The 25,779-nt window shown below is 49.6% G+C and carries 20 protein-coding genes; 16 read left to right on the top strand and 4 right to left on the bottom strand.

The annotated features are described in order from the left end of the window. The coding region (locus BLR64_RS19495; protein ID WP_208607201.1) for an S-layer homology domain-containing protein at positions 1-2,232 on the top strand (2,232 nt) is incomplete at its 5' end. Between the two features lie 244 nt (positions 2,233-2,476). Continuing rightward, a complete protein-coding gene (locus BLR64_RS19500) occupies positions 2,477-3,214 on the top strand; it encodes a hypothetical protein (protein WP_090716685.1) in 738 nt (245 codons plus the stop codon). A 167-nt stretch (positions 3,215-3,381) separates the two neighbouring features. Here BLR64_RS19500 and BLR64_RS19505 read toward each other — a convergent pair whose 3' ends face one another. Beyond that, positions 3,382-4,833 (bottom strand): IS1182 family transposase, encoded by a 1,452-nt coding sequence (locus BLR64_RS19505; RefSeq protein ID WP_090716687.1) that lies wholly within the window; start codon positions 4,831-4,833, stop codon positions 3,382-3,384. 221 nt (positions 4,834-5,054) lie between these two features. Here BLR64_RS19505 and BLR64_RS19510 point away from each other — a divergent pair, with 221 nt between their 5' ends. The 5 genes from BLR64_RS19510 to BLR64_RS19530 all read left to right on the top strand — a co-directional run bounded on the left by BLR64_RS19510 (position 5,055) and on the right by BLR64_RS19530 (position 13,084). Continuing rightward, a complete protein-coding gene (locus BLR64_RS19510; protein WP_090716689.1) occupies positions 5,055-6,221 on the top strand; it encodes a DUF4317 domain-containing protein in 1,167 nt (388 codons plus the stop codon). A gap of 206 nt (positions 6,222-6,427) precedes the next feature. Beyond that, the gene (locus tag BLR64_RS19515; RefSeq protein WP_090716690.1) at positions 6,428-7,729 is read left to right on the top strand and encodes a DUF2399 domain-containing protein; all 1,302 of its coding nucleotides are present in this window, start codon (positions 6,428-6,430) and stop codon (positions 7,727-7,729) included. Then, positions 7,705-9,141, top strand: a complete 1,437-nt coding sequence (locus tag BLR64_RS19520; RefSeq protein WP_090716692.1) for a hypothetical protein — start codon at positions 7,705-7,707, stop codon at positions 9,139-9,141. Before BLR64_RS19515 ends, BLR64_RS19520 begins: the two co-directional genes overlap by 25 nt. Continuing rightward, positions 9,134-9,841, top strand: coding sequence for a hypothetical protein (locus tag BLR64_RS19525; protein WP_244157774.1), 708 nt, complete (start codon positions 9,134-9,136; stop codon positions 9,839-9,841). The genes BLR64_RS19520 and BLR64_RS19525 overlap by 8 nt, the downstream gene beginning before the upstream one ends. 3 nt (positions 9,842-9,844) lie before the next feature. Then, the gene (locus tag BLR64_RS19530; protein ID WP_090716693.1) at positions 9,845-13,084 is read left to right on the top strand and encodes an AAA family ATPase; all 3,240 of its coding nucleotides are present in this window, start codon (positions 9,845-9,847) and stop codon (positions 13,082-13,084) included. Between the two features lie 578 nt (positions 13,085-13,662). Here BLR64_RS19530 and BLR64_RS19535 read toward each other — a convergent pair. Further along, entirely contained in the window at positions 13,663-14,604 is a 942-nt protein-coding gene (locus BLR64_RS19535) for an AraC family transcriptional regulator (RefSeq protein WP_090716695.1), read from the bottom strand. A 278-nt stretch (positions 14,605-14,882) separates the two neighbouring features. Here BLR64_RS19535 and BLR64_RS19540 point away from each other — a divergent pair, with 278 nt between their 5' ends. From BLR64_RS19540 to yaaA, 3 genes are all read left to right on the top strand, one after another. Further along, complete coding sequence (locus BLR64_RS19540) at positions 14,883-15,902, top strand: glycoside hydrolase family 88/105 protein (RefSeq protein ID WP_090716697.1); 1,020 nt, start codon at positions 14,883-14,885, stop codon at positions 15,900-15,902. Between the two features lie 12 nt (positions 15,903-15,914). After that, positions 15,915-18,074 carry a 1,3-beta-galactosyl-N-acetylhexosamine phosphorylase gene (gnpA, locus tag BLR64_RS19545; RefSeq protein ID WP_090716699.1) on the top strand — a complete coding sequence of 720 codons (2,160 nt, stop codon included), beginning with the start codon at positions 15,915-15,917 and terminating at the stop codon, positions 18,072-18,074. Positions 18,075-18,239: 165 nt separating this feature from the next. Next, positions 18,240-18,995, top strand: coding sequence for a peroxide stress protein YaaA (gene yaaA, locus BLR64_RS19550; protein ID WP_090716700.1), 756 nt, complete (start codon positions 18,240-18,242; stop codon positions 18,993-18,995). Between the two features lie 30 nt (positions 18,996-19,025). Here the strand turns inward: yaaA and BLR64_RS19555 are convergent, their stop codons facing one another. Then, positions 19,026-19,463, bottom strand: a complete 438-nt coding sequence (locus BLR64_RS19555) for a retropepsin-like aspartic protease (RefSeq protein WP_244157775.1) — start codon at positions 19,461-19,463, stop codon at positions 19,026-19,028. Between the two features lie 397 nt (positions 19,464-19,860). Between BLR64_RS19555 and BLR64_RS19565 the strand changes: the two genes are divergently transcribed. The 5 genes from BLR64_RS19565 to BLR64_RS19580 all read left to right on the top strand — a co-directional run bounded on the left by BLR64_RS19565 (position 19,861) and on the right by BLR64_RS19580 (position 24,574). Continuing rightward, positions 19,861-21,129 (top strand): helix-turn-helix domain-containing protein, encoded by a 1,269-nt coding sequence (locus BLR64_RS19565; RefSeq protein ID WP_167360734.1) that lies wholly within the window; start codon positions 19,861-19,863, stop codon positions 21,127-21,129. Positions 21,130-21,183: 54 nt separating this feature from the next. Further along, entirely contained in the window at positions 21,184-22,350 is a 1,167-nt protein-coding gene (locus tag BLR64_RS19570; protein WP_090716708.1) for a GyrI-like domain-containing protein, read from the top strand. A 117-nt stretch (positions 22,351-22,467) separates the two neighbouring features. Next, the gene (locus BLR64_RS30060; RefSeq protein WP_139172032.1) at positions 22,468-22,656 is read left to right on the top strand and encodes a hypothetical protein; all 189 of its coding nucleotides are present in this window, start codon (positions 22,468-22,470) and stop codon (positions 22,654-22,656) included. A gap of 13 nt (positions 22,657-22,669) precedes the next feature. Further along, on the top strand, positions 22,670-23,176 hold the full coding sequence (locus BLR64_RS19575; RefSeq protein WP_090716710.1) for a hypothetical protein: 507 nt from the start codon (positions 22,670-22,672) through the stop codon (positions 23,174-23,176). Positions 23,177-23,206: 30 nt separating this feature from the next. Then, the gene (locus BLR64_RS19580) at positions 23,207-24,574 is read left to right on the top strand and encodes a hypothetical protein (protein WP_090716711.1); all 1,368 of its coding nucleotides are present in this window, start codon (positions 23,207-23,209) and stop codon (positions 24,572-24,574) included. Positions 24,575-24,601: 27 nt separating this feature from the next. Here the strand turns inward: BLR64_RS19580 and BLR64_RS19585 are convergent, their stop codons facing one another. Continuing rightward, complete coding sequence (locus tag BLR64_RS19585; RefSeq protein WP_090716713.1) at positions 24,602-25,024, bottom strand: VOC family protein; 423 nt, start codon at positions 25,022-25,024, stop codon at positions 24,602-24,604. Positions 25,025-25,271: 247 nt separating this feature from the next. Here BLR64_RS19585 and BLR64_RS19590 point away from each other — a divergent pair, with 247 nt between their 5' ends. After that, positions 25,272-25,637 (top strand): DUF7674 family protein, encoded by a 366-nt coding sequence (locus tag BLR64_RS19590; protein WP_425262171.1) that lies wholly within the window; start codon positions 25,272-25,274, stop codon positions 25,635-25,637. Positions 25,638-25,779 lie beyond the last annotated feature (142 nt).

The raw sequence follows: 25,779 nt of genomic DNA on the forward strand, positions 1-25,779 counted from the left end.
GTGAACGGCACAGCCGTTACGGCGGATGCCAATGGCAAGCTGACGATCGACAGCAGCTGGCTGGGCACGACGCTGAGCATTGTGAAGAAGGGGAACGGCGCGACAACTACAGACAGTGCAGCTCAGACGCTGAGTATTCCATCCCGCGCTGCAGCTCCAGTTGGAGTTACTGTTACAGATGTTACGTACGGAGGAGCTAACAACGGGTCCATTCAAAATGTGACTCTCCAGATGGAGTATAAGAAAGGCAGTACAGGTTCTTGGACAAATGCGGAGGATACAGCGATAACCAACCTTGCCCCTGATACCTACTATATCCGGGTAAAGGCGACGTCAACGTCCTTTGCTTCAATTGTTCTTCAAGTTACCGTGCATGATTCCGATGCGGTTATTCCAGCGGAACCTGAAGTCACAGCTGATGATCAGAGCAATGCGGTGGTCGGTCTGGACACAAGCATGGAATTTGCAGTAGACGATGGGCCTTACGTACGGTATGACGGAACCAATTTACCTGATTTGAGCGGTAACCATATCGTTAAAGTACGAGTGGCGGCCAGCGGCTCCGTACCGGCAGGACCTGCGACTACGCTGACCTTTACGCAAAGTGTGCCTGTTCCGGCCAGTGGCTTGACCGTGAGCGCCAGCGATCCGAGTGGCACGGCCAATAACGGCAGAACACAAATTACAGCTACACCTGTACCTGCGGAAGGTCATATGCTCTACTACAAGAACTTTGGCACCGGCAGCGCGGTCGTGCCGAATGTGGGAGACGTCCTTACTGGCTACACGCTTGTTGGAAGTGATGGATTGGTTCCTGCGGCGAACGGTGAAAATATTGGCATTGCAGAGGTTGATGCAAACGGCCAGGTAGTGAAATACGGCAGTGTAACTGCAGTAGTAGTGGCTGAAACGGTAATTCCGGGCACTGATTCAGGCAGTATAAATAGTGGAACCTCCGGTAGTGCCAATGCTGTTACTGATGTGATCGTTCTTGTCAATGGCAAGCAAGAAAATGCCGGCAAAGCCACGATCACAACTTCTGGAACAGTAAAAACAACTACAATCGCCGTTGATCCAACAAAACTCCAAGCGAAGCTGGATGAGGAAGGCAACGGGGCAATAGTTACGATCCCGGTAATACTGGACTCGAATGTTTTTGTCGGTGAGTTGAACGGTCAGATGATCAAAAATATGGAGGATGTATCGGCAACTCTGGTGCTTCAGACTAACAAGGCTTCCTATACTCTCCCAGCCAAGGAAATTAACGTTGGTCTGTTGGCAGAGCAGTTTGGCGCAGGTGTGAAACTGGAAGATATCAAGCTGAAGATTACGATCAGCGAGACCCCAGCGTCCATGATTCAGGTTATCGCGGATGCTGCAAGAAACGGCGGCATCAACCTCGTTGTACCACCGCTTGACTTCACTATTAACGGAACATACGGTGATTTGTCGGTGGAAGTAAGCAGATTCGATGCATATGTCGAGCGGACCATCACAATCCCGGATGGCGTTGATCCGAACCGGATCACCACTGGAGTGGTTGTGGAACCGGATGGAACGGTACGGCATGTACCGACCAAAATCGTCCTGAAGGACGGCAAGTATTATGCAGAGATCAACAGTCTCACGAATAGTATGTATTCCGTGGCCTGGCATCCGCTGACCTTTGCGGATGTAGCTAACCACTGGGCCAAGGATGCAGTTAATGATATGGGTTCCCGCATGGTTATTAACGGAGTGAATGAAACGGCATTTAACCCGAATGCAGATATTACCCGTGCAGAATTCGCAGCCATTATCGTACGTGGTCTGGGACTGAAGCTTGGTGAAGGAAAAACGGCTTTTGCGGATGTAGCTACGGATGCCTGGTATGCGGGAGCTGTTGAAACGGCTTCTGAGTACGGCTTAATTACCGGCTTTGAAGATGGAAGCTTCCGTCCGAACGATGCGATCACCCGTGAGCAGGCAATGAATATTATTGCCAAAGCGATGAAGCTGACCGGGCTTGCTGAGCGGACTGGCACCGCAGATACGTCAAGTACGCTTGCCGGCTTCCAGGATGCAGGCACCATAGGCAGCTGGGCTAAGGATGGTCTGGCCCTTGCTGTCAAAGCCGGACTGATTAGCGGACGCAACAACAATAAGCTGGAAGCCAAATCTAATGTTACCCGTGCAGAAGTGGCAGTTCTGATACAACGACTGCTGCAAAAGTCGGAGCTCATCAATCCATAATATGGATTGGAAATAAACACAAAAGCGGATTTCAGACCTGGTCTGAGTCCGCTTTTTTTTGAGAGCCCCACTTAGAGAAAAGCTCACCGGCCCCACACTCCCCCGCAAAGAGCTCCTTGTATTTCTGCTCAAAAGATCGCCCGGCGTTTCCTGGTACCATACTTCAGCTCCAGCCTGCAGCCGTAACAACTCTTGTTGAATTGGGTAATAATGTATTATCGTTGTAGAGAAAGGAGCAGGGTACGTGAAGAAAAACGCCAAAATTCTGTTCTTTGTCTTTTTATTTGCCGTTGTTATGATCATCTTGTTCGGCTGGGTCCTGCCTGTGGTGTTCCAATACTATCTCCACAATACATACATAAGAGGAATTACACAGCTGCTGATTTTTAGTATTGTGGTGCTTGCCAAACGGTTTACCTGGAAAAACAACCTCGTTTATGTCATCGCTGTGTTTACACTGTTCAGCATGATGATCGACACGGTAGGTAATCCTGTTTTTAACAAACCGCTGGAGTGGATGGTTTCGCCTGTCGGTGAGCTGCAGGTCATGCAGGACATCAATCATTATGGGCCCGGCGAATATGTCATTGCGGATAATATTACGATTCTGAAGCAGAGTGGTGAGGTGCTGGAGCTCAGTACGGTCTGGCTGTATCTGTACCGGTTCATGCAGTATATGGTCCTGTACTTGCTAGTCGGGACGCTGCTTGGCGCCATTTCCCGTATGAGGCCGCAGCAGGGGATGATGTTAACTCAGACCGCAGGAGATCAGCCGCTGACAGCAGAACAGGAGCAGCGGGCCGCCGCTGAAATGAAGCGCAGAGGGGAAGCCGGAAATACACCGTATCTTCCTCCCGATGATATTCTCGACACAGTTCGCCAGATGAAGAAGGACGGGAAGCTCATTCCGGCAATCAAGCTCGTCCGCCAGCATAGCAGTCTGTCACTGGGCGAGGCGAAGCAGTATGTGGAGCGGCTATAGGATGGAATGAAAGGTAAAGAATACCTGTGGCGATAGGCGAGGCCACTGAAGAATTTACGTGTTCTCGTTTCAGTAGTTGCCCATTATTGCAAAGAAGACATCTTCCCCGGATTCTAGGGGCGGATGTCTTCTTTTTGGCTCAACTTGGTTGTATAAATCAGAATTTATCAGTCCATTAACTTCAATATGCGCTTTAGATTGACGGCGAATATTGCCATTGCTCCTTGCAACTCCATGCCAACCAGACCCGAGGATGTGGCTACATCATACCCGTGTCGGTGTTTTAGTTCACTGTTCTTTGCTTCAATTTTGTAGCGTTCATTTGCCTTCGCCTTGAAATACTTGCTTTCTTGGAAGGCCATTTGCTCCGTGTGTTCGCCAGACTTCATACTCACCGAGTAGGTCTTGCTTTTTGCTCCTTCGGTATAGCATCCTTCTTTGAACGGGTATCTCTTGCAAACCTCGGCATCGAAGTAGTATGTTTCCTTTTGGTTTTTACCGATTCCCTTTTTTCCTGTCCGCGCTTTCCGAATCGCCATATGCCCGGATTTGCACACGTACATGCCCGCATCTTTATTGAACTGAAACTCCTCTTCTTTCTTTCGGCCACCTTGCGTAATTTGTGGATTCAGTTTAGCCACAAGTTCAATTCCATTCGCTTTAGCATACCCAATATTGTCTTTTTCTGAGTATGCTGTATCTCCAATAACCGTTTTGACTTCCATGCCTGCTGCTTTGCTTTTTTCAATCAGGCTCTGTAATTGCTTGCCGTCATTTTTCTCACCTGTCGTGACGATAGCCGCCGTAATGATTCGTTCCTCGCTCATCGCAAGATGCGTCTTGTATCCGAAGAATGCTGAATCCGCACTCTTATGTCCCACTCGAGCATCCTGGTCCCCCGCAATGCGAAGTTGCTCTACGTCATCTTCCACTGCTTCTTTCAGCAGGTTAAGCGGTCCCAAAACCTTTGGCACTTGCGCAATCCCAGATTCCGTCTCGACAAAAGAGATGAGTTTTTGGCAATACTCGATTTCATCTTCAAGCACATCGTTAGTGTTCTTTGTTGGCATCTTATCCTTTACGGATTCGTCCATCGCGTAAATGGCCTTTCGCAGCTTCCGCCCACGATCTTGCAGAATCTCCTGTGGAGTTTTTTGGTGATATCGGGCTTTCGTATGCGTGGCGTCCACAATGATGGAAGTGCTTTTTAGAATATTCTTTTCGACGGCGAGAACCACCGTCTTGCCTATGAGCATGTCCAGCAGGCTCATATCCTTTAACCGCAGTTTGCGGAATTTGGTGAGGGAGCTTGGGTCGATAACCGACTCTTCCGGTGCCATGTCGAGAAAATACTTCAACGACAGGTCATACCTTGAGCGCTCGACGATGTCTATGTCAGACAACTCAAATATGGTCTTTAATAGCAAATACTTGAACATACGAATAGGGTCAATTGCGTTACGTCCATTGTCCAAGCAGTATTTTGATTCCAGTTCCTCATATATAAAAGTGAAGTCCACTAGTTCGTTGATTTGACGGAGCATATTGTCCTTCGGCACGATGATGTCATACAGTGCCGTGTAGGGACTCAAAACCAAGGTTTGTTGTTGCTGAATCATCCGCTCTCACCCGTTTTCTATGATGCCTCAATTATACGACAAAAAAGGTACAGCCTCCTCCATTTTTTTGAAGGGCTATACCTTTTTCTAAGAGACAGACTTTTTCAGTGGCCTCGCTATACGCTGCGGGTATTTTTTATGCGGCAAGTCCTTAGAAAATTTCGTCCTGATCATTTATACTGGGTAAAGTGACATTTTATCGAAGGAGCCCCGAATCCATTATGAATAAAAAAGAAGTAGCGCATATCCGCAAGCAGTTTAAGCTGGACCATGATTTGCTAAGCCTGTACGATATTCTGAACGTATATGTTATGAAGGAGACCAACGAGATTTATCACTGGGAGCGTCTGCCGTTCGGGCTTGTGGACCGGGAGAAGCAGGAGCTGTACATGGGCAACTTCAAAAAACTGCTGTCCGGCGAGCTGGACCACAAGCTGTTCGAGCTGAAGTTTCAGGAGGAGGCGGAGGAGCCGGCCAAGGTCATGCTGCACCAGGGGCTCATCACAGGTGATCCGGAAGAGTGGCAGGACCTGATGCTGATGCTGGTGGACCGGATGCTGGCGGATACCAAGTATGAAAAAGATACTGTAATCACCTTTGTTCGCGGACAATACCACCGGCCGACCAAAGCCAGAAATGAAGAAAGCGAAGAGAGCGAGAAGAATGAAACGTTTGCCCACCAGTTCATTCTGTGCAGCGTGAATTCCACAGAGCAGCAGCGTAAAAATCTCATGTTCGACTATGTCGAACGGGAGTTCAAGTATAATGTCATCGTCGATCCGATTGTAAAGCTCAGCTCGCCGGAGCAGGGGTTCTTTTATCCGAGTGTGACGGACAATTATTCGGATGTGAACCGCGTTCTGTACTGTACGGGCAAATCGAATTATCCGGACCCGCGGTTCATTGAGCAGGTGCTGAACGCGGAGACCTCTGTAACGGCGATGGAAGAGAGAGCCTATTTCGAGGACATTGTGAAGGAGATTGCCGGCGAGCATCTGGATACCACCACTATCGCCCAGGTCTATGAGCAGATCCAGCAGGTCATCGAGGACGGCCAGGGTGAGGAAGAGCCGGCTACGCTGGATTTCAAGGATGTGGAGCGCGTTCTGAAGGTAAGCGGCGTAGAGGACGTAACGGCGGAAAAGGTGGAGCGGGCCTTCGAAACGATCATCGACGACCGGAACTATGAGATGAAGGCCGCCAGCGTAATCCCGAAATTCACCAGCAAATCGATCAAAATCGAGACCAAGGTAGCCACCATCTCCGTCAGCCCGCAGGATCTGCGGTATGTTAAGCAGGTTAATTACCAGGGCAAACGCTGCATTATGATTGAGGTTGATGAGGATGTGGTGATTGAAGGGTTTACGCTTAGTACGGAGATTTTGTAATACCTGACCTATTTTAAATAGGTTGTAGCCCCCATCGCTGCTGCGGATATACGCGGCACAGTGGGGGTTCTTTTTCTTTTATAATGGAACTGCATTCCTCGTTGGTGGGAAAAAATTCTAATATTTGCCCGTTTATTATTTGCTAGAATGGATGTAACCATGATACCGGTTCTGGCAATAAGCACGACGAAAGGAATTCAAGCATTGTGGATGAGCATCTGATTGATTATATAACCCGAACTATATTAAAAAACAGTGAGCAGCTGGACCCGGCCGGTCTGAACGCGGCAGCTTCCGGCATTGCAGATATTGCTATTGTGAAGCGTACAGCGCGTACCCTGCGCAAGACAGGGATTCTTTCTATGCAGCTGGATGCACATTTACAGCAGGCTGATGGTGCTCCTGACCCCGCCCTAATGAAATGGACACCCGGCAAAAAGGCTGTTTTGGATAATGAAGCCCAGGCTTTTGCCTGGTTGCATGAGGGCTGGATTATAAGGGAGCTGCGTCTGGGGCAGGACGGAAAGACAGTGGAAGGTGTCCGGTACCGGATGGGTTACCGGTTGTATTTGTATCATCAGCAGCACGCGGAAGGGGAACGGCAGGAAGAAAGGCGGCAGCTGGAGCAATTCCAGCTTAATGCACAGGCTTTGCCGGAACGGCTGGGAGCTAAAGCTGACAAGTCTTCAAATGAGCTGCTGATGCAGCGTATATCACAAAGCGGGTATTGGACGCTTGAACAGCTGGAGCAATCTGCCTGGTTTCCACCGGGCTGGAGTGTAGCGAAGAAAATTAGCTTTCTGCATTTGGGCCTGGCAGTCATCCTAATTGCAGGACAGAAGGAAATGTTCGACTGGAAAGAGATTGGGGCCGGATATTATGGCATGATCGGAGGGTCCAAGGCTTTTGACAATCATAAGGACGAATTCATCTCCCTGCTGGAGGAATGGAGTGAGGTGCCGGCGCTAGGCTTAGGGCTCGTCAGTCTGGGGAAAATCACACCGCTTTATTTTGCCGGCAATCTAAAGGGCGAATGGTCTGGTTACCGGGCGGGGCCGGTCCATGCTTTAACGGATCTCTCCATTGCAGAGGATCACTATAGTACGGATGCAACGACATTATGGCTGGTGGAGAACAGGGCCGTGCTGACCCGGATTACTGCGGAGCGTCATTTTTTGCAGGATACTGGGTCCCTTATTGCTTGTGTTGACGGACACTTAAGAAGCTCACACAAGAAATTTATTCAGCAGGTGCTGGGCAGCAGCAGGGTTGAGCAGGTTCTTCTGTGGAGCGACTATGATGAGGACGGTTTGCTCATAGCAGGAGAGCTGGCTAATACCGTTGCCCCATTCCCGCTTACTGTGAAGTGGATCTGCCATGATCACAGCGTAATCTCAAGCTGGCCGGAATATCAGTCATACATGGAGGGGCTTCTCCGGACAACAAGGCTAGAACAAGAGCGAATAATGGGAGGTGCAGCAGAGTGGAAAAAGTGGATCAAGCTCTGATCTCCATTTTTAACAGTAACGAATCTTCCCCGGAAATGCTCCAATCGATGCGGGATATAGCTTATCTGTCTGGCGTGTTAAGCGACCTGGACTCCCAGAATGCTTTTCAGACTCCGATTGAGATTCTGCGGTTTCTGAGAATTATTCAGATGATCAATGAAGAAGCGCTGGGGCTGGATGAGCCTATAGAGAATGCTGATACGCTCTATTACAGGTACAGAAACCGTTACAGCGACCCGGAGCCGCCAAGCCGGAAAAAGGTAGAGCAGATTGTGAATGTGCTCGTTAAATATAACTGGATTTCCAAGCAGTCCAGACAGCTCAAGATGCGTGATGTGGGTAAACGGATGATGGATGCGCTGATCCGTCTGGCTAATGATTCCTTGGCGTACTACATGCACGATGATATCGGGCGATCGCTGTTTCAGGCCAGACGGGATGCGGAGCTTAGCGAGGCCTATGATGATCACGGCATATCAGGCGGCAATAAGATTGCCAGTATGATCCGGAATGTTGAAAATGCGATTCAGCTGATGAAGGAACGTGAGCTGGAAATGCTTGCTGACCGCAACGCCCTGCCGCAGCTGGAAATCATTCATCAGCTCATGCTGGAGCTGGAGGGAAAGCTCGGGGAACGGCTCCGCCAGTTCCGCACCTTAGAGGACAGTCTGGTGCTCAGTGATCTTATGCAGCAAGGCACGGGGGCTCTGGCAGAGGGCACTAACCTGAGTATCGGGATGATCCATAAGTATTTAAAATTCACCACGATGCAGCAGACGATGTTGTCCTCCACAATCCATCCGGAAAAGGTCCGGGCTTTTATTATCCAGATGTACGATCCGCCGCTTGAATCCGATGTTCCGAATGCCCATCAGCTGATGAGCTTTATGGAACAGGATCAATACCCGGGTGAGGCGGCCGACGGAATATGGATGCCAGTCAAGTTCGCTGCTCCTGTCTCCGGTGAGGCAATCCGGGAAGCTCTAGACTATATCGAGCATTATGAGCCGGTGGTCGAAGGGATTCATGCAGAAGAAGCGGACATTCAGTATACAGAAGATACGGTGTCCATAGATCAGCTGGACGAGCTGATGGGCGAGTCCCAGTGGCAGCTGACCAAAGCGATGATCCGTACAGAGGCTATAGAATCCTATATGGAACAGATTGATCAGGCGCCGATCGAGCAGGTCATGATTGAAGCGACTTCAGCGGACTGGGGCGATGCGGTCAATGCCTTGACGGCGATTGCTGCTTTAATCGGCAATAAGAAAATGGCTATGGATCCGGCATCACCAGGTCACACTCCAGCTCATCCGCCTTATGATAAAAACTGGGAATGGATGACGGAAGAGCATAAGCAGCAGATGATCCGCAAACGCAGCAACGCCGGAAGGAAGGAAGACGATGTCTGAATTAAACATGAATGAAACCAATAGTAATGAAACGAATATTAATGAACCCAATATTAATCCCCTCCATGTCATGCAATCCCTCAAAGGCATACTGAGTGAACGGGAGGAGATGACCTTTATGAATATTTTGTTCTCCTCGTCTGCGACGATTCGTGCCGGCAATTTTGGCCTGTCCCGAAAAGAAGTTGAGAAGCAGCTGCACATTTCTGAGCAGAATGACCAATTCTTTTCTTTTATCCAGCGGGTTAATCAGGCTGTAAGCCGCTATTTCCAAATCGTCTACGATGAACGGCGGGATCAGGTTGTGGTCATGATGCGGGTCCCGGCCAGAACGGCACGCAGTACGTTATCCAAAGAAAGCCTGGCAATCCTGCTCTTTATGTTCTACCAGCAGGAAGTGCTGCAGCATGAATTCACCCTTTTTGATCAGCTGCTGAGTGCCTTTGGGCATGAAACCACCAAGGCTAACCAGCGGCTGCTGCTTAACATAGACCAGCTGCGGAAAATAGGTGCCCTGGAGGAATACGAAACGAATTCCCCGGAGAAGGCTTATCAGCTGACGGCGATTGGGGCGCATATGTTCTCGGATTCTTTTCTGCGCCGGACCGTTGAATTTAGCCAGTCCAACCAGTTGAACAAGGAAGAAGTACTGAAATTCTTCAAACGCTACAACCTCTACACGGAAGAGGGGGAGGAATAACCCATGATACCCTGGAAAATGTGGTTTCACGGCATCCGGGACTACGCTCCAGCGTATATGGATCTGTCCGGCAGGGAGGAGCATGTGCTGATTACCGGGCCCAACGGAGCGGGAAAGTCTACGATAACCTATTGTATGGGAGCAGTGCTGTATTCATCAAAGGTCGAGCTCGACGGCCTGCGCTCCCGCAACCTTGCACCTGATGAGACCTGGAATGCGCAGATCCGCTTTCTTTTTAAGAATGAAGGACGGCTGCGGATCGATGCTCCCGGCTTTATCGAGTTCTCACTGCAAATTGTTCAAGAACCGGGGCAGCCGGTCAAGAAAGAGTACACTGTATCCTCCGGAGATGACCCTGAGCATTGGGAAGCTGTTACCCGCTATACCTCCGGTGACCGTCAATACAACTTCACCGCCTACAAAAAGGATCTGCAATATAAATATAAAATAGATCCCGACCTGTTCTACCTGATCTGGTATCAACAGGAGGTGAACCAGTTTGCCGTGATGCATCCGGAGGAGCGGTTCCGGATCTTTGCAGAGATGCACGGGATCGATCAGGTCCAGCGCAACTGGGAAGAGAGCATGGAGAAGCTGAAGGATACGCAGGAGATTTTGCAGAGTGCAGAAGTCAACGTAGAGAATAAGAAGCAGCTGGTCAAAATCAAAAGAAATGATCTGGAACGGTACGAGGATAACCGCAGGCGCCTGCAGGAAGGCGGAAGCTTGTATGCCCGTTCATTGCTGCAGCTGGAAGAGCATTATACGCGGGAGCAGGAAAGCTTGTCGGGACAAATGGAACAGCTGGAGCTTGAGCTGGAGCAGCAGCAGGATCAGCTGAATGAGATGAAGGAACGCGAAACGGAGCTTCAGCAGCATGTATCTGCTCAGGAGCAGGCTGTTACAGAGCGTAAGGAAGAGCTGGAGGATTATGAGGGCCAGCTCCAGGATTTGAAGCTGCAAATGACCAAGGTCCGGGCACAAATCACTGAGCTGGAGAGTGAGCTGCAGCAGATCAGCAAGGATAGAGAGCGCATTACGCGGACTGAAGCCGAGGTAGCTGAGCAGCTGGCAAAGGCTGAAGCGCAATTGGATCAGGTAAACGGCGAAATGGCGGGACTTGAGGATGAACGCAGTAGCTGTGACCTGCTCGCAGAAAGTCATAGGGGAAGCATCTCCAGACTGGAATTTCAGATGGATCAGGAATTAATTCAGGCAGCTGTCCATCAGGAACGGTTGCGCCAATACGTGAGCAGCCATTATGTGCAGGAGGAGCTTAACCGGCTTGACGAGGTACTTCAGCAGATTAAGGATCAAAGATATAGCTGCAATACCCTTATCAAAGAGCAGCAGGAAGAGCTGGCACGGCTTGAGGATAACCGCGACTGGTCCAAAAGACAGATTGAATCGCTGGCCTTTTTCCATAATAAAGGGATTCAGGCCTACCCGCTGCGAGACTTGGTGGAGCTGACAGCAGGTGCGCAGCTGAAGACAGAGGAGACCTTTAATGCGATTAAATATTCGGTTTTCTTCGATGGACATAAGGCCATTCCGCCAAATGACCTATACCATGTGCCGCTGCGTAAAGTTGTACCTGACCGCTCAGTTACGGAACTGGAGGAGCTGCAGCTTCAAGTGAAGAGTGATCTGCCGGAAGCGGTCATTCCTCATGCGATAAAGGCGCTGTGGTGGGTGGAGCAGTTCTTCCAAGCAGGAGAGTTAAGCATTGAGCAGGGGGCACTCTATGATCCGGCCGGAATCCGCGGCGGCCAGGAGCAGAACCGCTACATTTTGAGCCCGCGGGCGGTCCTGCTGCATAAGGAAGAGGTGCAGAACACGATCAAGGCTCTGACATCCACCTTAGAAGAACAGGAACATTCCATTCAGCGCAATACTAAGCGCCTGCAGGAATTGAACAGTGTAATCCAGCTTGTCAGGGAAGCAGAGGCTTTCCGGACAAGGGAGCATGAGCGTGCGGAACGGGCCAGGAAGCTTGGAGAAGAGCGGGATGAGCTGGAGAAGCAGCTTACGAGGTTGGCGGAGATTGGGAAATTTGTGAACACATTGATTAAGCGGCAGGTAGAACTGGAGAACCTGCTGCACATCCTTCGGGCAGAGGCTGACTTTTACCTCAGGCTTGGGCTGCAGAAGGAAAAGTTCGAGGCATTGGGTCATGTACGGAGTGTGCTGGACGGGTTGAAGGAGCGTGAACAAGAGATTGTACAGCAGCAGGAAGCCTGTGAAGATCAGTTGCATAAGCTGGAGAATGGAGTGCGTCAGCAGATCCGTGATTTGCGGGAGCTTAGAGATAGGCAGGAGCTGGAGGCGCGAAAGATCATCCAGGCTACGAATCAGCGTGATGCCGCCAAGGATTCCTATGAGAATGCACAAGGGGAACTGGTAGCAACTATTAGAGAGATTGAGCATTTTAAGCAGACAGCTCCTGCTCTATACAGTGAGGTAACGGCGTCGGTGGCTAGTGTTCAGGCAGAAGGCCAGGAGACTTCGGGTGGTGCCGGCGGGCGGATGTCCTTGTCCAGGCTGCGTACAGAGCGGGATAAGGGGAAAAGCCAGTTTGATTTTGCCCGCAGCGAATCGGGGATTGATCCGGCGGCACCAGAGAACTACAGAGTCATTGAAGAGCAGTTTCAACGTCTTCAAGATGAATATAAACGGACCAAGCTGCTGTTCGAGCAGGATTCGGAGCGCACCGGCCAGCTGAAGGATCAGCTGGAGACGACGATTAATATGCGGGTGCTGGAAATCCTCCAGCGGTTTAAAACCTACATGAGCCTGTTCCAGTTCGAAGGAGAGATTGATTGGGAGAGCCAGGTGGACCGCCGGGGGCGGACCCATTTCAGCCTCTATATAAAAGCGCGTAAAGAAGGGCACCGCGGAACGATGGAGGATGTCAGTGTCAAAGCCCGCGGCGGCAGAGTGGGCAAAGGGGTATCAGGAGGTGAAGAGTCCTTAAGCTCATTGCTGTTTGCACTTGCCCTATTGCAGAATCTGCAGACCTCTCCAGGCTTTATTGTGCTGGATGAGTTCGACAGTGCCCTGGATGAGCAGCGTAAGCTCAAAGTGTTTGAGCTATACGGGCGTGAGCTTCAGCGTAAGCTGATCATCCTTACCCCGAAATCGCATGAAAGCTCCTATCTTGACCGGTTCTCCAAATCGTTTATTGTATATCACGATCCGACAATTCCGCTTAGCAAGGTGGTGGGGCTGGTTCGGAAGGGGTAAAGGAGATATGGGAAGCCAAGTATACTAAAAAAGTTCTATATATAACGTCTATAAGAAGCTAACAAAACGCCTCCTGTTCCTACTTAGTAGAAACGGCGGACAGCGGATTGAGCGCCCTGACAAACGCTAAGCTCAGTAAGTGAGTTGAGGGTCATATCAGGTTAAGTGTACTTTGTACAATTAAAACAGTGGAAATTAATCATTATAAGAAAATAATTGTATTCTGTACATCTATTTTCCTCGAAAAAGCCGGTTTCGGGCGTTTTTAGCAAATATAAGTGTACAGAGTGCAGTTAAAACCTGCAGCGCAGCTACTTAATCGGGTTTAGTTGCAGAAAGTACAGTTATTTCGGCTAGGCTCATTTTTTATTCTGTGCCATTAACTATAAAACAGGTCGCCTCCTCGTCAGGTTATAAACTTAATTACGGCAGAGATAGACCGCTACCTTTGGTGAGGGCGGTCTATTTCTATTTACATGATCTCATTTTTTGGACTCACCAAAGAATTTCGCCTCTGCTTTCCGAATAGCAATTTCCTCCTGCATATCAGAAATCAGTTTGTTCTACACTATCCCTCACTACACCCAGCCCGTAAACTCCAGAATCGACGCTTTCGCCGACTGCGCCTCAGATTGTGCGCTTTTGCGCCACTCTTTGGGCGAGGCACCCATCAGCCGGGAGAAGCAGCGGTTAAAGCTGGAGATGGAGTGAAAGCCGACCTGCTCGGAGATGGAGAGGATGGAATCATCCGTGCTTTTTAGCTGCTTGCAGGCTTCTTCTATGCGTGTACTGGTCAGAAAATCGAGCGGGGCGGTGCCCATGATTTCATGGAATTTTCTGCGGAAATGGGTGGTGCTCAGGTGGCATAGCTCGGCCAGAAAATCAATCGTGATCGGCGTCATGTAGTGCTTCGTAATGTACTCCAGTGCCGGAGAGATGACAAATTCCCCCTTCAGGCTCTGATCGCCCTCCTGCTCAATCAGCAGCTCATTCGCAGAATAGATTCTCAGCAGTTCGATATAAAGCGATTGCAGTAAACCGTAGGCACTTTCCTGGTAGTACGGCCGCTGCTCTTTAAGCTCCTCCACAATGGAGGTGGCCAGATAATAGACTTTGGGATGCTGCTCCTTGCTCAGGACACAATTCCGGCCTTGAACTCTCCACAGATTAGGCTCGAAGCTGCTGTAAGCGCTTTTGAAGGAATGCTGAAACAGCTCCTCCGGTGAGAAAAAAAGATAGGACCACAAGCTGGCGGAATCCTTCGAGCTGTAGGTAGTGTGGGGCAGGAAGCGCGGCAGAAAGGTGATATCCCCGGCCTTAAAAGGTACGGCTTCCCCTTTAATCTCCATGATCCCGCTGTCCGAATAGCAGATGCCGATTTCCAGATGGTTGTGAAAATGCAGATGCTCCGATTTGATGTCGGAGATTCTCCAGCGGTCCCCGCTCAGCAGCAGGACTGGAAACTGAATCGGCAGGCTGTAGTGGCGGTACTCGATGACGGGCTTCTTTTTTCTGGGCATATCCGGAAGGCCCCCGTTCCAATATATAGATTATTCGTTGAAGGTACACTATGGTAGCTAGAATGATAGCAAAGTGATGGGCGTAAGAGAATGGGAGAGAAATCCCAACTTTGTATAAATGAATTATAAATGATCGAAATTGCGCAGGTTTGCTATGAATATGCTTAGAATATGACTATTATACACCTTACAATAGAATTCATAAAGCGTTTACAAATGGTCAGACGGCTCTCAATCGCCATTGGGGGACCGTGTGCGAAGGAGAGGGGAATTTCTATATGCTTCAACTGGATTATGACAAGGAACTGATTTTGAGCGTTATCGACAAGGTTACCAAGAAGACACTGGCTATGGACTTAACATGGGACTGGCCTTGCGGCGTTGCTTATTACGGGGTGTCCAGAGCTTACAAGGTTACTGGTAACAAAGAGTACCTCGATACGCTGATCCGCTGGGCAGATGAATATATTGAGCTGGGCCTGCCAACCTGGACGGTCAACACCTGTGCGATGGGGCACATGCTGATTACGCTCTACGAAGAGACGGGCAACCAGAAGTACTGGGATATTGTAATGAGCAAGGTCGATTATCTGCAAAATAGCGCACTCCGCTTCGGAGACAACGTGCTGCAGCATACCGTATCGGCGAACAATGATTTTCCTGAGCAGGCTTGGGCGGATACGCTGTTCATGGCAGCCTTCTTCCTGCTGCGTGTCGGCAGCAAGCTGAAAGACCAGACTTTGATTAACGATGCCTTGAACAATTACTACTGGCATATCAAATATCTGCAAAATCCAAGCACCGGCTTCTGGTACCACGGCTATAACAATGTGAAGCAGGATCATATGTCCGGGTTCTACTGGGGCAGAGCGAACGCATGGGGCGCGTACACCATGTCGCAGGTTAAACCGCTGCTGCATGACTGGTACCTGTACCCGCAATGTATGGACATCGAGTGCTCGCTGCGCGACCAGCTTGCTGCACTGAAGCTTGTCCAGACCGAGAATGGCCTCTGGCGGACCGTGCTGAATGACGAGGGCTCCTATGAGGAAGTGTCTGCATCTGCAGGTATTGCTGCGGCAATGGTTAACAACGGCAATCCGCTGCACACCAAATATGTACAAAAGGCACTTAAGGGCATTCTCGAAAACATCAGCGAAGACGGACGAGTGCTTAATGTATCCGGCGGCACTGCTGTCATGAAGGACCGTGAAGGCTACTGCAACATTCCAAAAGACTGGATCCAGGGCTGGGGCCAAGGCTTAGCGCTTGCCTTCCTGTCCGATATGATTCAATAGGAGGTAAGCAACTTGACCAAACATACCAAGGGCTCTTTTACCCTGCCGGGCGAATCCGGTTATGAGAAGCTGACACTGGAGCTGGCTGAGCGCTGGGGCGCGGATGTGATCCGTGACAGTGACGGCACCAAGCTGTCTGATGAGATTATCAATGCAGGCTACGGCATTTATTCTACGATCTGTATTATCCGTGATCATAATGCATGGGCGGCGCAGAACCAGGATAAGCTGCAGCAGTGCTTCCTGATCACCAATCCGAAGGTTGCCGTGCAGGATTACTTGTCCATCTATGTAATGGAGGATTTCTTCGCTGACCAGTTCAGAGTGAATGACTCCAAAGAAGCGTTCAAATACTGGCAGGTTACCGACCGGACAACCGGGGAAGAGCTCCCGCGCGAGCAGTGGAACTATGACCGTGAATCGGGGAATGTTGTGCTGACCGGCATTACGCCTTGGCATAAATACACCGTCAGCTTCATGGCTTACCGGATCTGGGAAGAAATCTCCATGTACAACCACACCACGAACAACTGGACCAAAGATCATCTGATGCAGATTGATCCGATGTACCCTGAGACTCAGGAGTATATGCTGGACTGGATGGAACAATGGTGTGTGGAGCATAAAGAAACAACGGTAGTCCGCTTTACTTCCTTGTTCTATAACTTCGCCTGGATCTGGGGCAGCAGTGAGCGCAACCGCCACCTGTTCTCCGACTGGGGTTCATATGACTTTACGGTGAGTGCACGGGCGCTTGATCTGTTTGCCAAAAAATACGGCTATTCCCTGACCGCTGAAGATTTCGTTAACGGCGGCAAATACCGTGTCAGCCACATCCCGGCCGAGCAGCGCAAGCTGGACTGGATGGCGTTTATCAATGATTTTGTTATCGGCTTCGCCAAGCAGCTCATTGATATCGTGCACAGTCACGGCAAGCTGGCTTATGTCTTCTACGATGACAGCTGGGTCGGCATGGAGCCTTACAATGACCGGTTCGAGGAGTTTGGCTTCGACGGCATGATCAAATGCGTATTCTCCGGTTATGAAGCGCGGATGTGCTCCGGCGTCAAAGTGGATACGCACGAAATCCGTCTGCATCCTTACCTGTTCCCGGTTGGACTGGGCGGCGCCCCTACCTTCATGGAGGGCGGAGACCCTACACTGGATGCCAAAAAATACTGGATCAACATCCGCCGCGCCCTGCTGCGCGAGCCGATTGACCGGATTGGACTGGGCGGCTACCTGCATCTGGTTGAGCCATACCCGGATTTCTGTGACTACATCGAGAAGATTGCCGACGAATTCAGAGAGATCAAAGAGCTGCACAGCAAGGGCAAGCCTTACCAGGTGAAAACCAGGGTAGCGGTGCTGCACAGCTGGGGCAAGCTGAGATCGTGGACGCTGTCCGGCCACTTCCACGAAACCTTTATGCATGATCTGATTCATATCAATGAAGCATTGTCCGGTTCGCCGGTGCAAGTGCAGTTCATCGACTTCGAGGACATCCGTCAGGGCGTACTGCAGAACGTTGACGTTGTGATCAATGCCGGTCTGGCCGGTTCCGCCTGGAGCGGTGGCAAGCACTGGAATGACAGCAAAGTGGTAGACCTTCTGACCAAGTGGGTATATGAAGGCGGTACGTTCATCGGGGTGAATCAGCCATCCGCAGTAGAAGGCTATGATACGTATTTCAGAATGGCCCATGTGCTCGGTGTGGATGAGGACACAGGTGCCAGAGTGGTGCATGGCCGGTGGGCTTTTGAAGCGAAGGATGAGAACGGCCTGTTGCCTGAAGGCGCAAGCATCGAAGCGAAGCAGGGTATCTATCTGACAGATGGGGCAGCTTCGGTCGTACAGCAGTCGGGCGGCAGAATCACGCTGTCCTCGAACGCTTTTGGCAAAGGAAAAGGGATCTACCTGCCTTCCTTCGAGTTCAACCTGGAGAATACGAGACTGCTGCTCAACCTGATCCGTTATGCGGGCGGCGAGCTGAATGACAATAAGTACATCACGGATAACCTCTACACAGAGTGCGCTTACTATCCGGAGAGCAAGATTCTTGTTGTGATCAACAACAGCTCGGAGACTCAGAAGACCTCGGTAGAGACGGAGTTCGGCGTGCAGACGCTGGAGCTGGCTCCATACGATACAGTGATCAAGACGATCGGCTAATTGATTTGTTTGATAAAAGCTCAAGCCTGCGGCGGTCTGCCGGGTGCTTGGGCTTTTTGGTGTGGCCGGCGATTAATGGAAGCTGCGGGTAAGGAGCCGATAGACAAAAAATATGATAGGATAAGAGTACATTATTTTCGCCATGGGGCTAGAAAAGAGAGTAGCATGAGAATCATTATTTCACCTGCCAAAAAGATGAAGATCGACACGGATGTGTTTGCGGAGCGGCAGCTGCCGCAGTTTATCAGTGAAACAGGAACGCTGCTGGCGGCCCTGCAAAAGCTGAATTATGAGGAGTTAAAAAGCATCTGGAAATGCAATGACGACATCGCTACGCAGAACGTGGAGCGGATTACCCTTATGAACCTGGAGCGGAATTTGACGCCGGCGGTGTTCGCCTATGAAGGTCTGCAATACCAGTACATGGCACCGGGCGTGCTGCAGAGTGAGGAGCTGGAGTATCTGCAGGAGCATCTGCGGATCTTATCCGGATTCTACGGGATGCTCCGGCCGTTCGACGGAGTCGTTCCTTACCGGCTGGAGATGCAGGCCAAGCTGGCCGGACCCGGCTTCAGCTCACTGTACAAGTTCTGGAACCGGAAGCTGGCGGATCAGCTGTTTGCCGAAACCGGCTGCATCGTGAACCTGGCCTCCAAGGAGTACAGCAAGTGTATTTCCCCGTACTTGGGCGAGAAGATTCGTATGGTCACATGCGTGTTCGGGCAAGAGGTCAAGGGGAAGGTTACCGAAAAAGCCACCTTCGCCAAAATGGCCCGGGGCGAGATGGTCCGCTTCATGGCCGAACAGCAGATCAGCCGCGTGGAGGAGATCAAGGAGTATAAGGGGCTGAATTTCGCTTACTCGGAGGAGCTGTCTGATGAGGGGACTTATGTGTTTTTGCAGGGGAGGGCGGAGGCATAATGCGATGGGCAGGATGCCCCCACACCCCATTTATATTTTGTCGGAGTCTCCAGCGTACATTACCATATGCTGCAGGTCTATAACCATATTGCAGCTTTTAAGAATATCTAAACCAATGAGACCATTAATGTAGATAATGTCTTCATGGAAAATGCCAAAATCAATTGGAATATTTTTTAAGATTAAATCGCCTATTTTAATTTGATCAACATGTTTTTGAAAAGTGTATTCATCCCCGCCAATACCAAAGTTACGTATAAGCTTATCTCCGTTTTCGAACTTGATTCCAATCTCATTTACAACATCAGAGGACAGAAGTGAGTGGGCCGCTCCCGTATCGATTACTAGGTTGTCGATAGTCAGAGAGCGGCCTTTGTAATAAATCATCATAGATGTTTGAAGTAAACCATTAATATAGTTAATCTGCATATTTTCTAGTCCTGTACAAAGGATGATGTCTAAGCTCAATGGCTATTCTCTCTTGTCCGGTATGATATACAACATTATTGTTTTTACAGCTAAGTAGTAACCTGGTAGCTTCATTAGGATCTTCTATTGCCCGTACCAGAGCAACGTCGTCTACAAATTGAATGTTATCTTTAGTATGTGAATCTAGTATTTCAAGTAAGACATATTGATTGGGATATATTGTACGAACTTCTTGCCACTGCATCGGAATCACACTCCAATATAAGATCTTGATATATAATTATTATAACCTATTCAGGGCTATTGCTATTGGCTGATATTGAATTATTGCAACACCAATGCCTGTGAAGAAATCCTTAAAGTCACTGTGGAAATATTAGGATGATACTCGGATATGCCTTATCTTCATTCACTCTATTCTCCCCGGAGGATCATAATGGACAAATTTTCCTGTTTCAAGAAGTCCATCCTTTATATAGAAGAACATCTGCACGGCGAGATTAGCCTTGAGCTGGCGGCGCAGGCCGGATACACCTCCCTGATGCAGCTATACCGGTACTGCTACACCTACACCGGGCATTCGGTAAAGGAGTATATCCGCAAACGCCGGCTGTCGGTTGCTCTTGCGCTGATCCGAGCAGCAGAGCTGCCGCTGGCCGAGATTGCCTATGCCTGCGGCTACAGCTCCCAGCAGGCCTTATGCAAATATGTGAAATCCGCCACAGCCATGACCCCGCTGGAATACCAGAAGAATGATGCCTGCTACTACTTCCCCGCATATGACAGCCAGCCTGTAAGGCAGGTAACGGTTACTACGGACACTATCCCCAAGACTCTGCATACCGCTTTTTATCTTCCTGAACCAGACGGCATTGAACACCGGGCATTGCAAGCGCTGAGCGCTCTTTTACCGGGATATAAAGGAAGAATCTTTGGCAGGGGCGGGCAGCCGCGCAGCGGGGAATCCTGTTATAAGCTCGCTGTAGAATATGACTATGAGTTAATGGAATGCTTTACCGGCAGTGTCTTTAAGGATGCTGCTGTGCATCCGGAGGTCACCCGTACCTTTGCCAAAACAACGGTTGCCCATAAGGAGGCTGAAATTACTGGGGCCTGGAACTATCTTTACGGGGATTGGCTGAGATTGAGTATGTTCAAGCAGGCTGAGGGCGGCTATTTCGAAGAGTATATTTGCAAGGGCAGCGCAGTGAACAAGCTGGTTTTGTACCTGCCGGTAGTCAAGCGGCCGGATTATAACAGTATCCGCGTAACGTATTGTGATGACCGGTTGTTCCTGACCGCAAGCCGCTCAGGAGAGGACGCCGAGGAACAGGCAGCTGCAGCGGTAATCTCATCCTTTTCCATTCTTAATCCCGGGGCGATAAGAAAAGGCGGGGAATTCTACGTATTTCAGAATGGTCTGAACTGTACGTGTGGCGTGAGGGTGGAAGCAGCTCCGGTACTGCCGGCAGATTGCGGACTTGAGCTTTTGCAGCTTGCAGCAGGCCGTTATGCCGTCTTGGAGAGCAGCTGCTGCAGTGACGGCAGGGTGTTCGGGGAATGGCTGGACAGCTGGATCAGGGAGAATGGATGGAACAGGGGGAAGGGGCCCGCTTTTACTACATATGAGATTAACGGCAGTCATGACCCGGAGAAGATTCAAATGAAGGTATGGATCAGGCTGGAAAATGTTAAAAACCGATAATACCGCAGGCCCGATTTTATATACATTAGAGGTATGAAAGGAGCTGGACTGCAAATGAGCTTAAGGAAAAAGGACCTGCCGGAGCAGGCTTTGGAAGGTTACAGCCCCCGGGTGAAGCCGGCAATCCTGAGAATGGTGGAGGAGATGAGCCAGATGGTGCTTCCAAATGAAGTCTTCGTAGAGCAGGTTACTGAATTATGTACAATTGTGGATCGGCCGGAGATGAAAATTGTCGGGATCGCGCTGCCGGTAACGTTCGAAAGCCGGGGATACGGGGGATTTTATGGGTTCGAGCATGCCGGCTGTATTTTGAATGATTACTTTTATACGAAAAAGCTGATTGCGGAAGGCGATATGGCCCTGCTCTCCGGCATAATCAGCAGCAGGCTCAAAGGCGAGGGCGAGGTGGTTACCGTGCGGACTGAGGTTAAAGGTGACGGTAACTACAAGGTGATTGTAGGCTATGAGGTGGACAGTCTGGAGAGCTTGCCTGATTTTCTGCCGGAATATACGGAGGCGCTTACAGTGCCGGCCTGCCGGTATGCCAAGGTGCTGATTAATGAGGGCGGGCGGGAAGGAGAGCCGGGTTACGGGGAGCGTATGCATGCGGATGAGTATTTTGTGAATGATTTCCGCAAGGATACCAGCTATGTGTATAATCCTGCCGGCTGCGGGTTCAATACATATGACGGTACGGGAGAGATTCTTACCAAATATGAACCGGTTATGACGGCACAGACGGTAGCTGAACGTTACGCCTCCTTGCGCTTTAAGACCGTTACTCTTCCAGAGATGAAGATCGCCTGCAGCATGACTTTGCCGGACAGCGAGGAGTTTGTGATTACGAAGTATTTTGGCGTGCAGGATCAGGTGTTTGCGTCGGAAGCAGCCAAATATTATCTGCATGATTACTACGGATTTCCGGTGGACAGCGGCCAGGAGGGGCAATACAATTCCTGCTTCGGAACAAGGGTTAGCTCGTTCACGGGACTACCCGATTGCGTAGAAAAGCTTACTCTTCCGGGCGGCCTCTATCTGCACATCAGCCAGCTTGAGGTGAACGGCGATAATCCCGGCATTCCTTATGATGCGGCATTCAATCATCTGGAGGAGCTGTATCTGTCCGGGCATCCCGAGTATCAGCGCGACTGGAGCAGGCAGGTCATCGCCCGGTTCCGGCAGGCAAATGCGGCTTCGGTGTTTGTGCCGTTGATGATGTGAGGTGGTGAGCTGCGAGTTGAAGAAAGATCACAGATGAATGAAGAAGCCCTTCCCGTCGGGAAGGGTTTTTTCGGCTGGGGAGGGAATTTGTAAGTATGGCGTAGTGTGGAGCTAAATATGTTGTTGAGCTGTGTAACGTCCATGGTCGGAGAATTTTTGGATATGCATGAGATTGAACGGGCGGTGAAGATCCTTGCTGTTGATTTTTTGCGTATAGAGGTTGAAAAGGTAGAGTTTCTGGAGATGCCGACGTACGAGGAGACTAAGGTGTCTTATGAGCGGGATTATGCGCCTTATGTAGGCTGAGGGAGAATGAATCATGATTTTTGAAGTGCTTGAGGCAGTTCCTATTGTAGCTGCTCTTATTATATTAATCTGGTGTACAACTGTAATCATACGGAGAAAAGCCGTCCGGAAAACAATGGGCGGTCAGCTGCTGATCGTCAGGGATGCAAAGTTTATTTTCGATGTGATTTTTGGAGTGGTGTTTTTAGCTGTCGGATTATTTCAAGTGATCCGGTTCTATGGGTCAGAGGTCGGCATAGAGCTGTTGTTTCTGTTTTGGCCGATGTACTTAATCCTTTTGGCACCCGTTTATTTTGTAAGAGCGTTTAGTAAAATTGAGATTTATGAACAAGGCATCCTAACAAGAGATAGCATGTGGAGATGGGAGCAGACAGAGAAGGTTTTTATTAAAGAAGAGGGCAATTCTGTAACAGTCCGGTTTAAACTAAAACGCAATTGGCTTAATAGCAAGAAGATCACCGTATCTAATAATGAGAAAGAGAATGTAATAACTGTGCTCAGTGATGTTTTTAATTTGTGAAGAATAATACCTCCAGGAGTGTGAACAGCTATGGCGAAGCAGCGCAAGTTAGAAGAAGTATTGCAAGATTTGTCCAAAGAAGAATTAGTTGCAATTATTGCTGAGGTTGCCGGGCAGGATGAGGTATTTAAGAACAAGCTCCTTTTAAAATATGGTACAGAGGATCAGCCGCGCCTTCTTAAAACCTTCAAAAAGCTTATAAACACGATCGTAAAGCAGTACACAGGCAGGGAGGGCTTCATTCCTTACCGGGAAACAAGCAGCTTTGCAGCAGACCTAATGGCTTTGTTGGAGAGCAAGAGCAGTGTAAGTGATGATAAGCTGAAGCTGGAAATGGACCTAATGGTGCTGGAAGAAGGAGTAGAGGCGTTTCAATATGCGGATGACTCGGACGGCGAGGTTGGGGCGCTGGTGGATGAGGTTTTGGATCAGATTGACGCGCTTGCTGAAAGTCAGCAGACGGCGGATGAGTCTGTGCGGGAGTATTTTTTAAAACGGCTCATTAAAATGAGCCACAACCCTGTATTTGATGGATGGGATGAGTATCCGGTTGCTCTGCTGAGGATGTGTACTGTCTTTGCTGATGAGAAGAAGTGCAGAGAACAATTGCTGGCAGCTATCGGAGCGCAGATTACAGCTAATGCCGGTATGGAGTATAGGGAGTATTCAAATGAGGCACTGCACGAAATTCTATATAACCTTATCGAAAAATATAGCCCCGCAGAAGAAGCGGATAAATTTATGCAGGAACATCTTCATATAAAATCATTTAGGAAATTGGCCATACAGAAATGCATGGAGGCTGGCGACTACCGGGGGGCCATCCAGTTGGCAGAGCAAGGGGAACGGCATAAAGCAAGCTATCCGGGAGACAGAGCCGACTTTAAAAAGGCGAGATACGAAGCCTATAAAGCGTTATCGCTGAAGGAAGAGCAGAAGCTGCTGGCTAAGGAGCTTTTGCTGGATGGTGACTATGAATATTACGCTGAGCTTGAAGCATTGTCTGAAGGGGATAAGGAGGGTTTTTACCGCAGCATTCTTGAAGAACTCAAACATTTGGACACATGGTCTACCCATGCGATCTATTTACAGCTGATCTCGGACAAAAATGACCTCGCAGAAATGCTGGCTTATGTAAAAGCTAATCCCGATGCGATAGAGGGGTACGCTGCCCGGTTGTCAGCAGCCTACAAAACGGAAGTAGAACAAGTATACAGCCAGTATATTTATGACACTGCCGCCGCAGCCTTCAACAGAAAAAAATATTGGAATGTCTGTGCAATGCTTAAGCGCTACGGAAAGCTGGCAGGTAAGCCTGCTCAGTCAGACATCATTAAGCAGCTGCAGGAGCAATATTTCAACAAGCCTGCGTTTTTGGACGAGCTGTCCAAGCTTTGATTGAGCGGCGGATTATCCCCCCTTCTGTCATTCTGTCGATTGCTCTGTCATGAGCCCCCAGCGGAAACCGAACTTGTCCACAACGGAAGCCATACAGGAGCTGTAGGTTGTGCTGTGCAACGGGTGAATGATGCTGCCGCTTTCTTTTAACGTTTCGTAGGCCAGTTTTACCTGATCGTCAGTTTCAAAGGTAACAGTCAGAAAAAGAGCGGTGTTTCCGGGCGCCTGCCGTCCGATCTCATCCGCCAGCATGATGCGCTGTTTGCCGATAAAAGCCTCTGCATGATACACATAGTTCCGCTGCTCAGAAGTCAAGCTGAAATTCCAGTCCTGCGGATCTGCGTCTGCATAATGCAGGAGGTAATTCATTTGCAGACCAAACGCTTGTTGATATAAACCGATTGCTTCTTCACATTGTCCGTAAAAATGCAGAGTGGGCGTAACAAGCATGAGTATCAGCTCCTTTTATAGTTCAATAAGAAGGGTTCCCTGTTAAGATACCTCTGGCAAAAGCGTTCAACAACATAAGGAATGGTTCGGATAAGCCTTCATGCTCTAGCGCTCACAGCTCCATCCGTACTATATTTCAATATTCTACCATATCGCATGTGGGGAGTATGCTTACTATAATGAACAAACTGTGGAGGGAGACGGCATGAGTGTGAGGAGAAGGTAGGGCTTAGAGCTGTTCTATGATATTAGACATACGTTTACCGGTAAAGATGACACGATATACACCTTGATGGTCCAGCTGCGAAGCCGGGTAGAGGATGCCCATCTAAAAAAGGATACCGACGAGCTGGACAAGATTTACGGATATGTGGAGTGGTGCTTCAATCAGCGGAAACGCTGCTTTGACCTCTGCAACGCAGCGGCGGTGGGGTTCTATGAGCATTTGGTGGAAGAGGAGAATACCAGGCTTGCGATTCCTTACAGGGTATCGCCTGATATTTTTGGGCAGGTTCAGTCGCTATTTGAGTGGATGCTGGAGCGTGAGGTAGAGAAGTATAAAGAACTGGTACTGGAGTACAACAGGGTGAATCATACGGAGTTTGAGTGTTAGTTGTGGGGGAGTGTGAGGCGGTCTGCTGGAGTGAGGAAAAACGAGGGAGGCCCATTATTTGCGCGCAACGGGTGCGGAACGGCAAAATCAAAGGCAAAAGTGCCTCTGATTCCGCCTCTATGAGGCGAAACGGCAGAATCAA

The organism is Paenibacillus typhae (assembly GCF_900099765.1).
Classification (GTDB): Bacteria; Bacillota; Bacilli; order Paenibacillales; family Paenibacillaceae; genus Paenibacillus_AQ; species Paenibacillus_AQ typhae.

Bases quoted from the DNA above. Each gene is read 5' to 3' on its own strand.
- BLR64_RS19505 (WP_090716687.1), bottom strand. From the start codon at position 4,833: ATGATTCAGCAACAACAAACCTTGGTTTTGAGTCCCTACACGGCACTG.
- BLR64_RS19510 (WP_090716689.1), top strand. From the start codon at position 5,055: ATGAATAAAAAAGAAGTAGCGCATATCCGCAAGCAGTTTAAGCTGGAC.
- BLR64_RS19525 (WP_244157774.1), top strand. From the start codon at position 9,134: ATGTCTGAATTAAACATGAATGAAACCAATAGTAATGAAACGAATATT.
- BLR64_RS19530 (WP_090716693.1), top strand. From the start codon at position 9,845: ATGATACCCTGGAAAATGTGGTTTCACGGCATCCGGGACTACGCTCCA.
- BLR64_RS19535 (WP_090716695.1), bottom strand. From the start codon at position 14,604: ATGCCCAGAAAAAAGAAGCCCGTCATCGAGTACCGCCACTACAGCCTG.
- BLR64_RS19540 (WP_090716697.1), top strand. From the start codon at position 14,883: ATGCTTCAACTGGATTATGACAAGGAACTGATTTTGAGCGTTATCGAC.
- yaaA (WP_090716700.1), top strand. From the start codon at position 18,240: ATGAGAATCATTATTTCACCTGCCAAAAAGATGAAGATCGACACGGAT.
- BLR64_RS19565 (WP_167360734.1), top strand. From the start codon at position 19,861: ATGGACAAATTTTCCTGTTTCAAGAAGTCCATCCTTTATATAGAAGAA.
- BLR64_RS19570 (WP_090716708.1), top strand. From the start codon at position 21,184: ATGAGCTTAAGGAAAAAGGACCTGCCGGAGCAGGCTTTGGAAGGTTAC.
- BLR64_RS30060 (WP_139172032.1), top strand. From the start codon at position 22,468: ATGTTGTTGAGCTGTGTAACGTCCATGGTCGGAGAATTTTTGGATATG.
- BLR64_RS19575 (WP_090716710.1), top strand. From the start codon at position 22,670: ATGATTTTTGAAGTGCTTGAGGCAGTTCCTATTGTAGCTGCTCTTATT.
- BLR64_RS19580 (WP_090716711.1), top strand. From the start codon at position 23,207: ATGGCGAAGCAGCGCAAGTTAGAAGAAGTATTGCAAGATTTGTCCAAA.
- BLR64_RS19585 (WP_090716713.1), bottom strand. From the start codon at position 25,024: ATGCTTGTTACGCCCACTCTGCATTTTTACGGACAATGTGAAGAAGCA.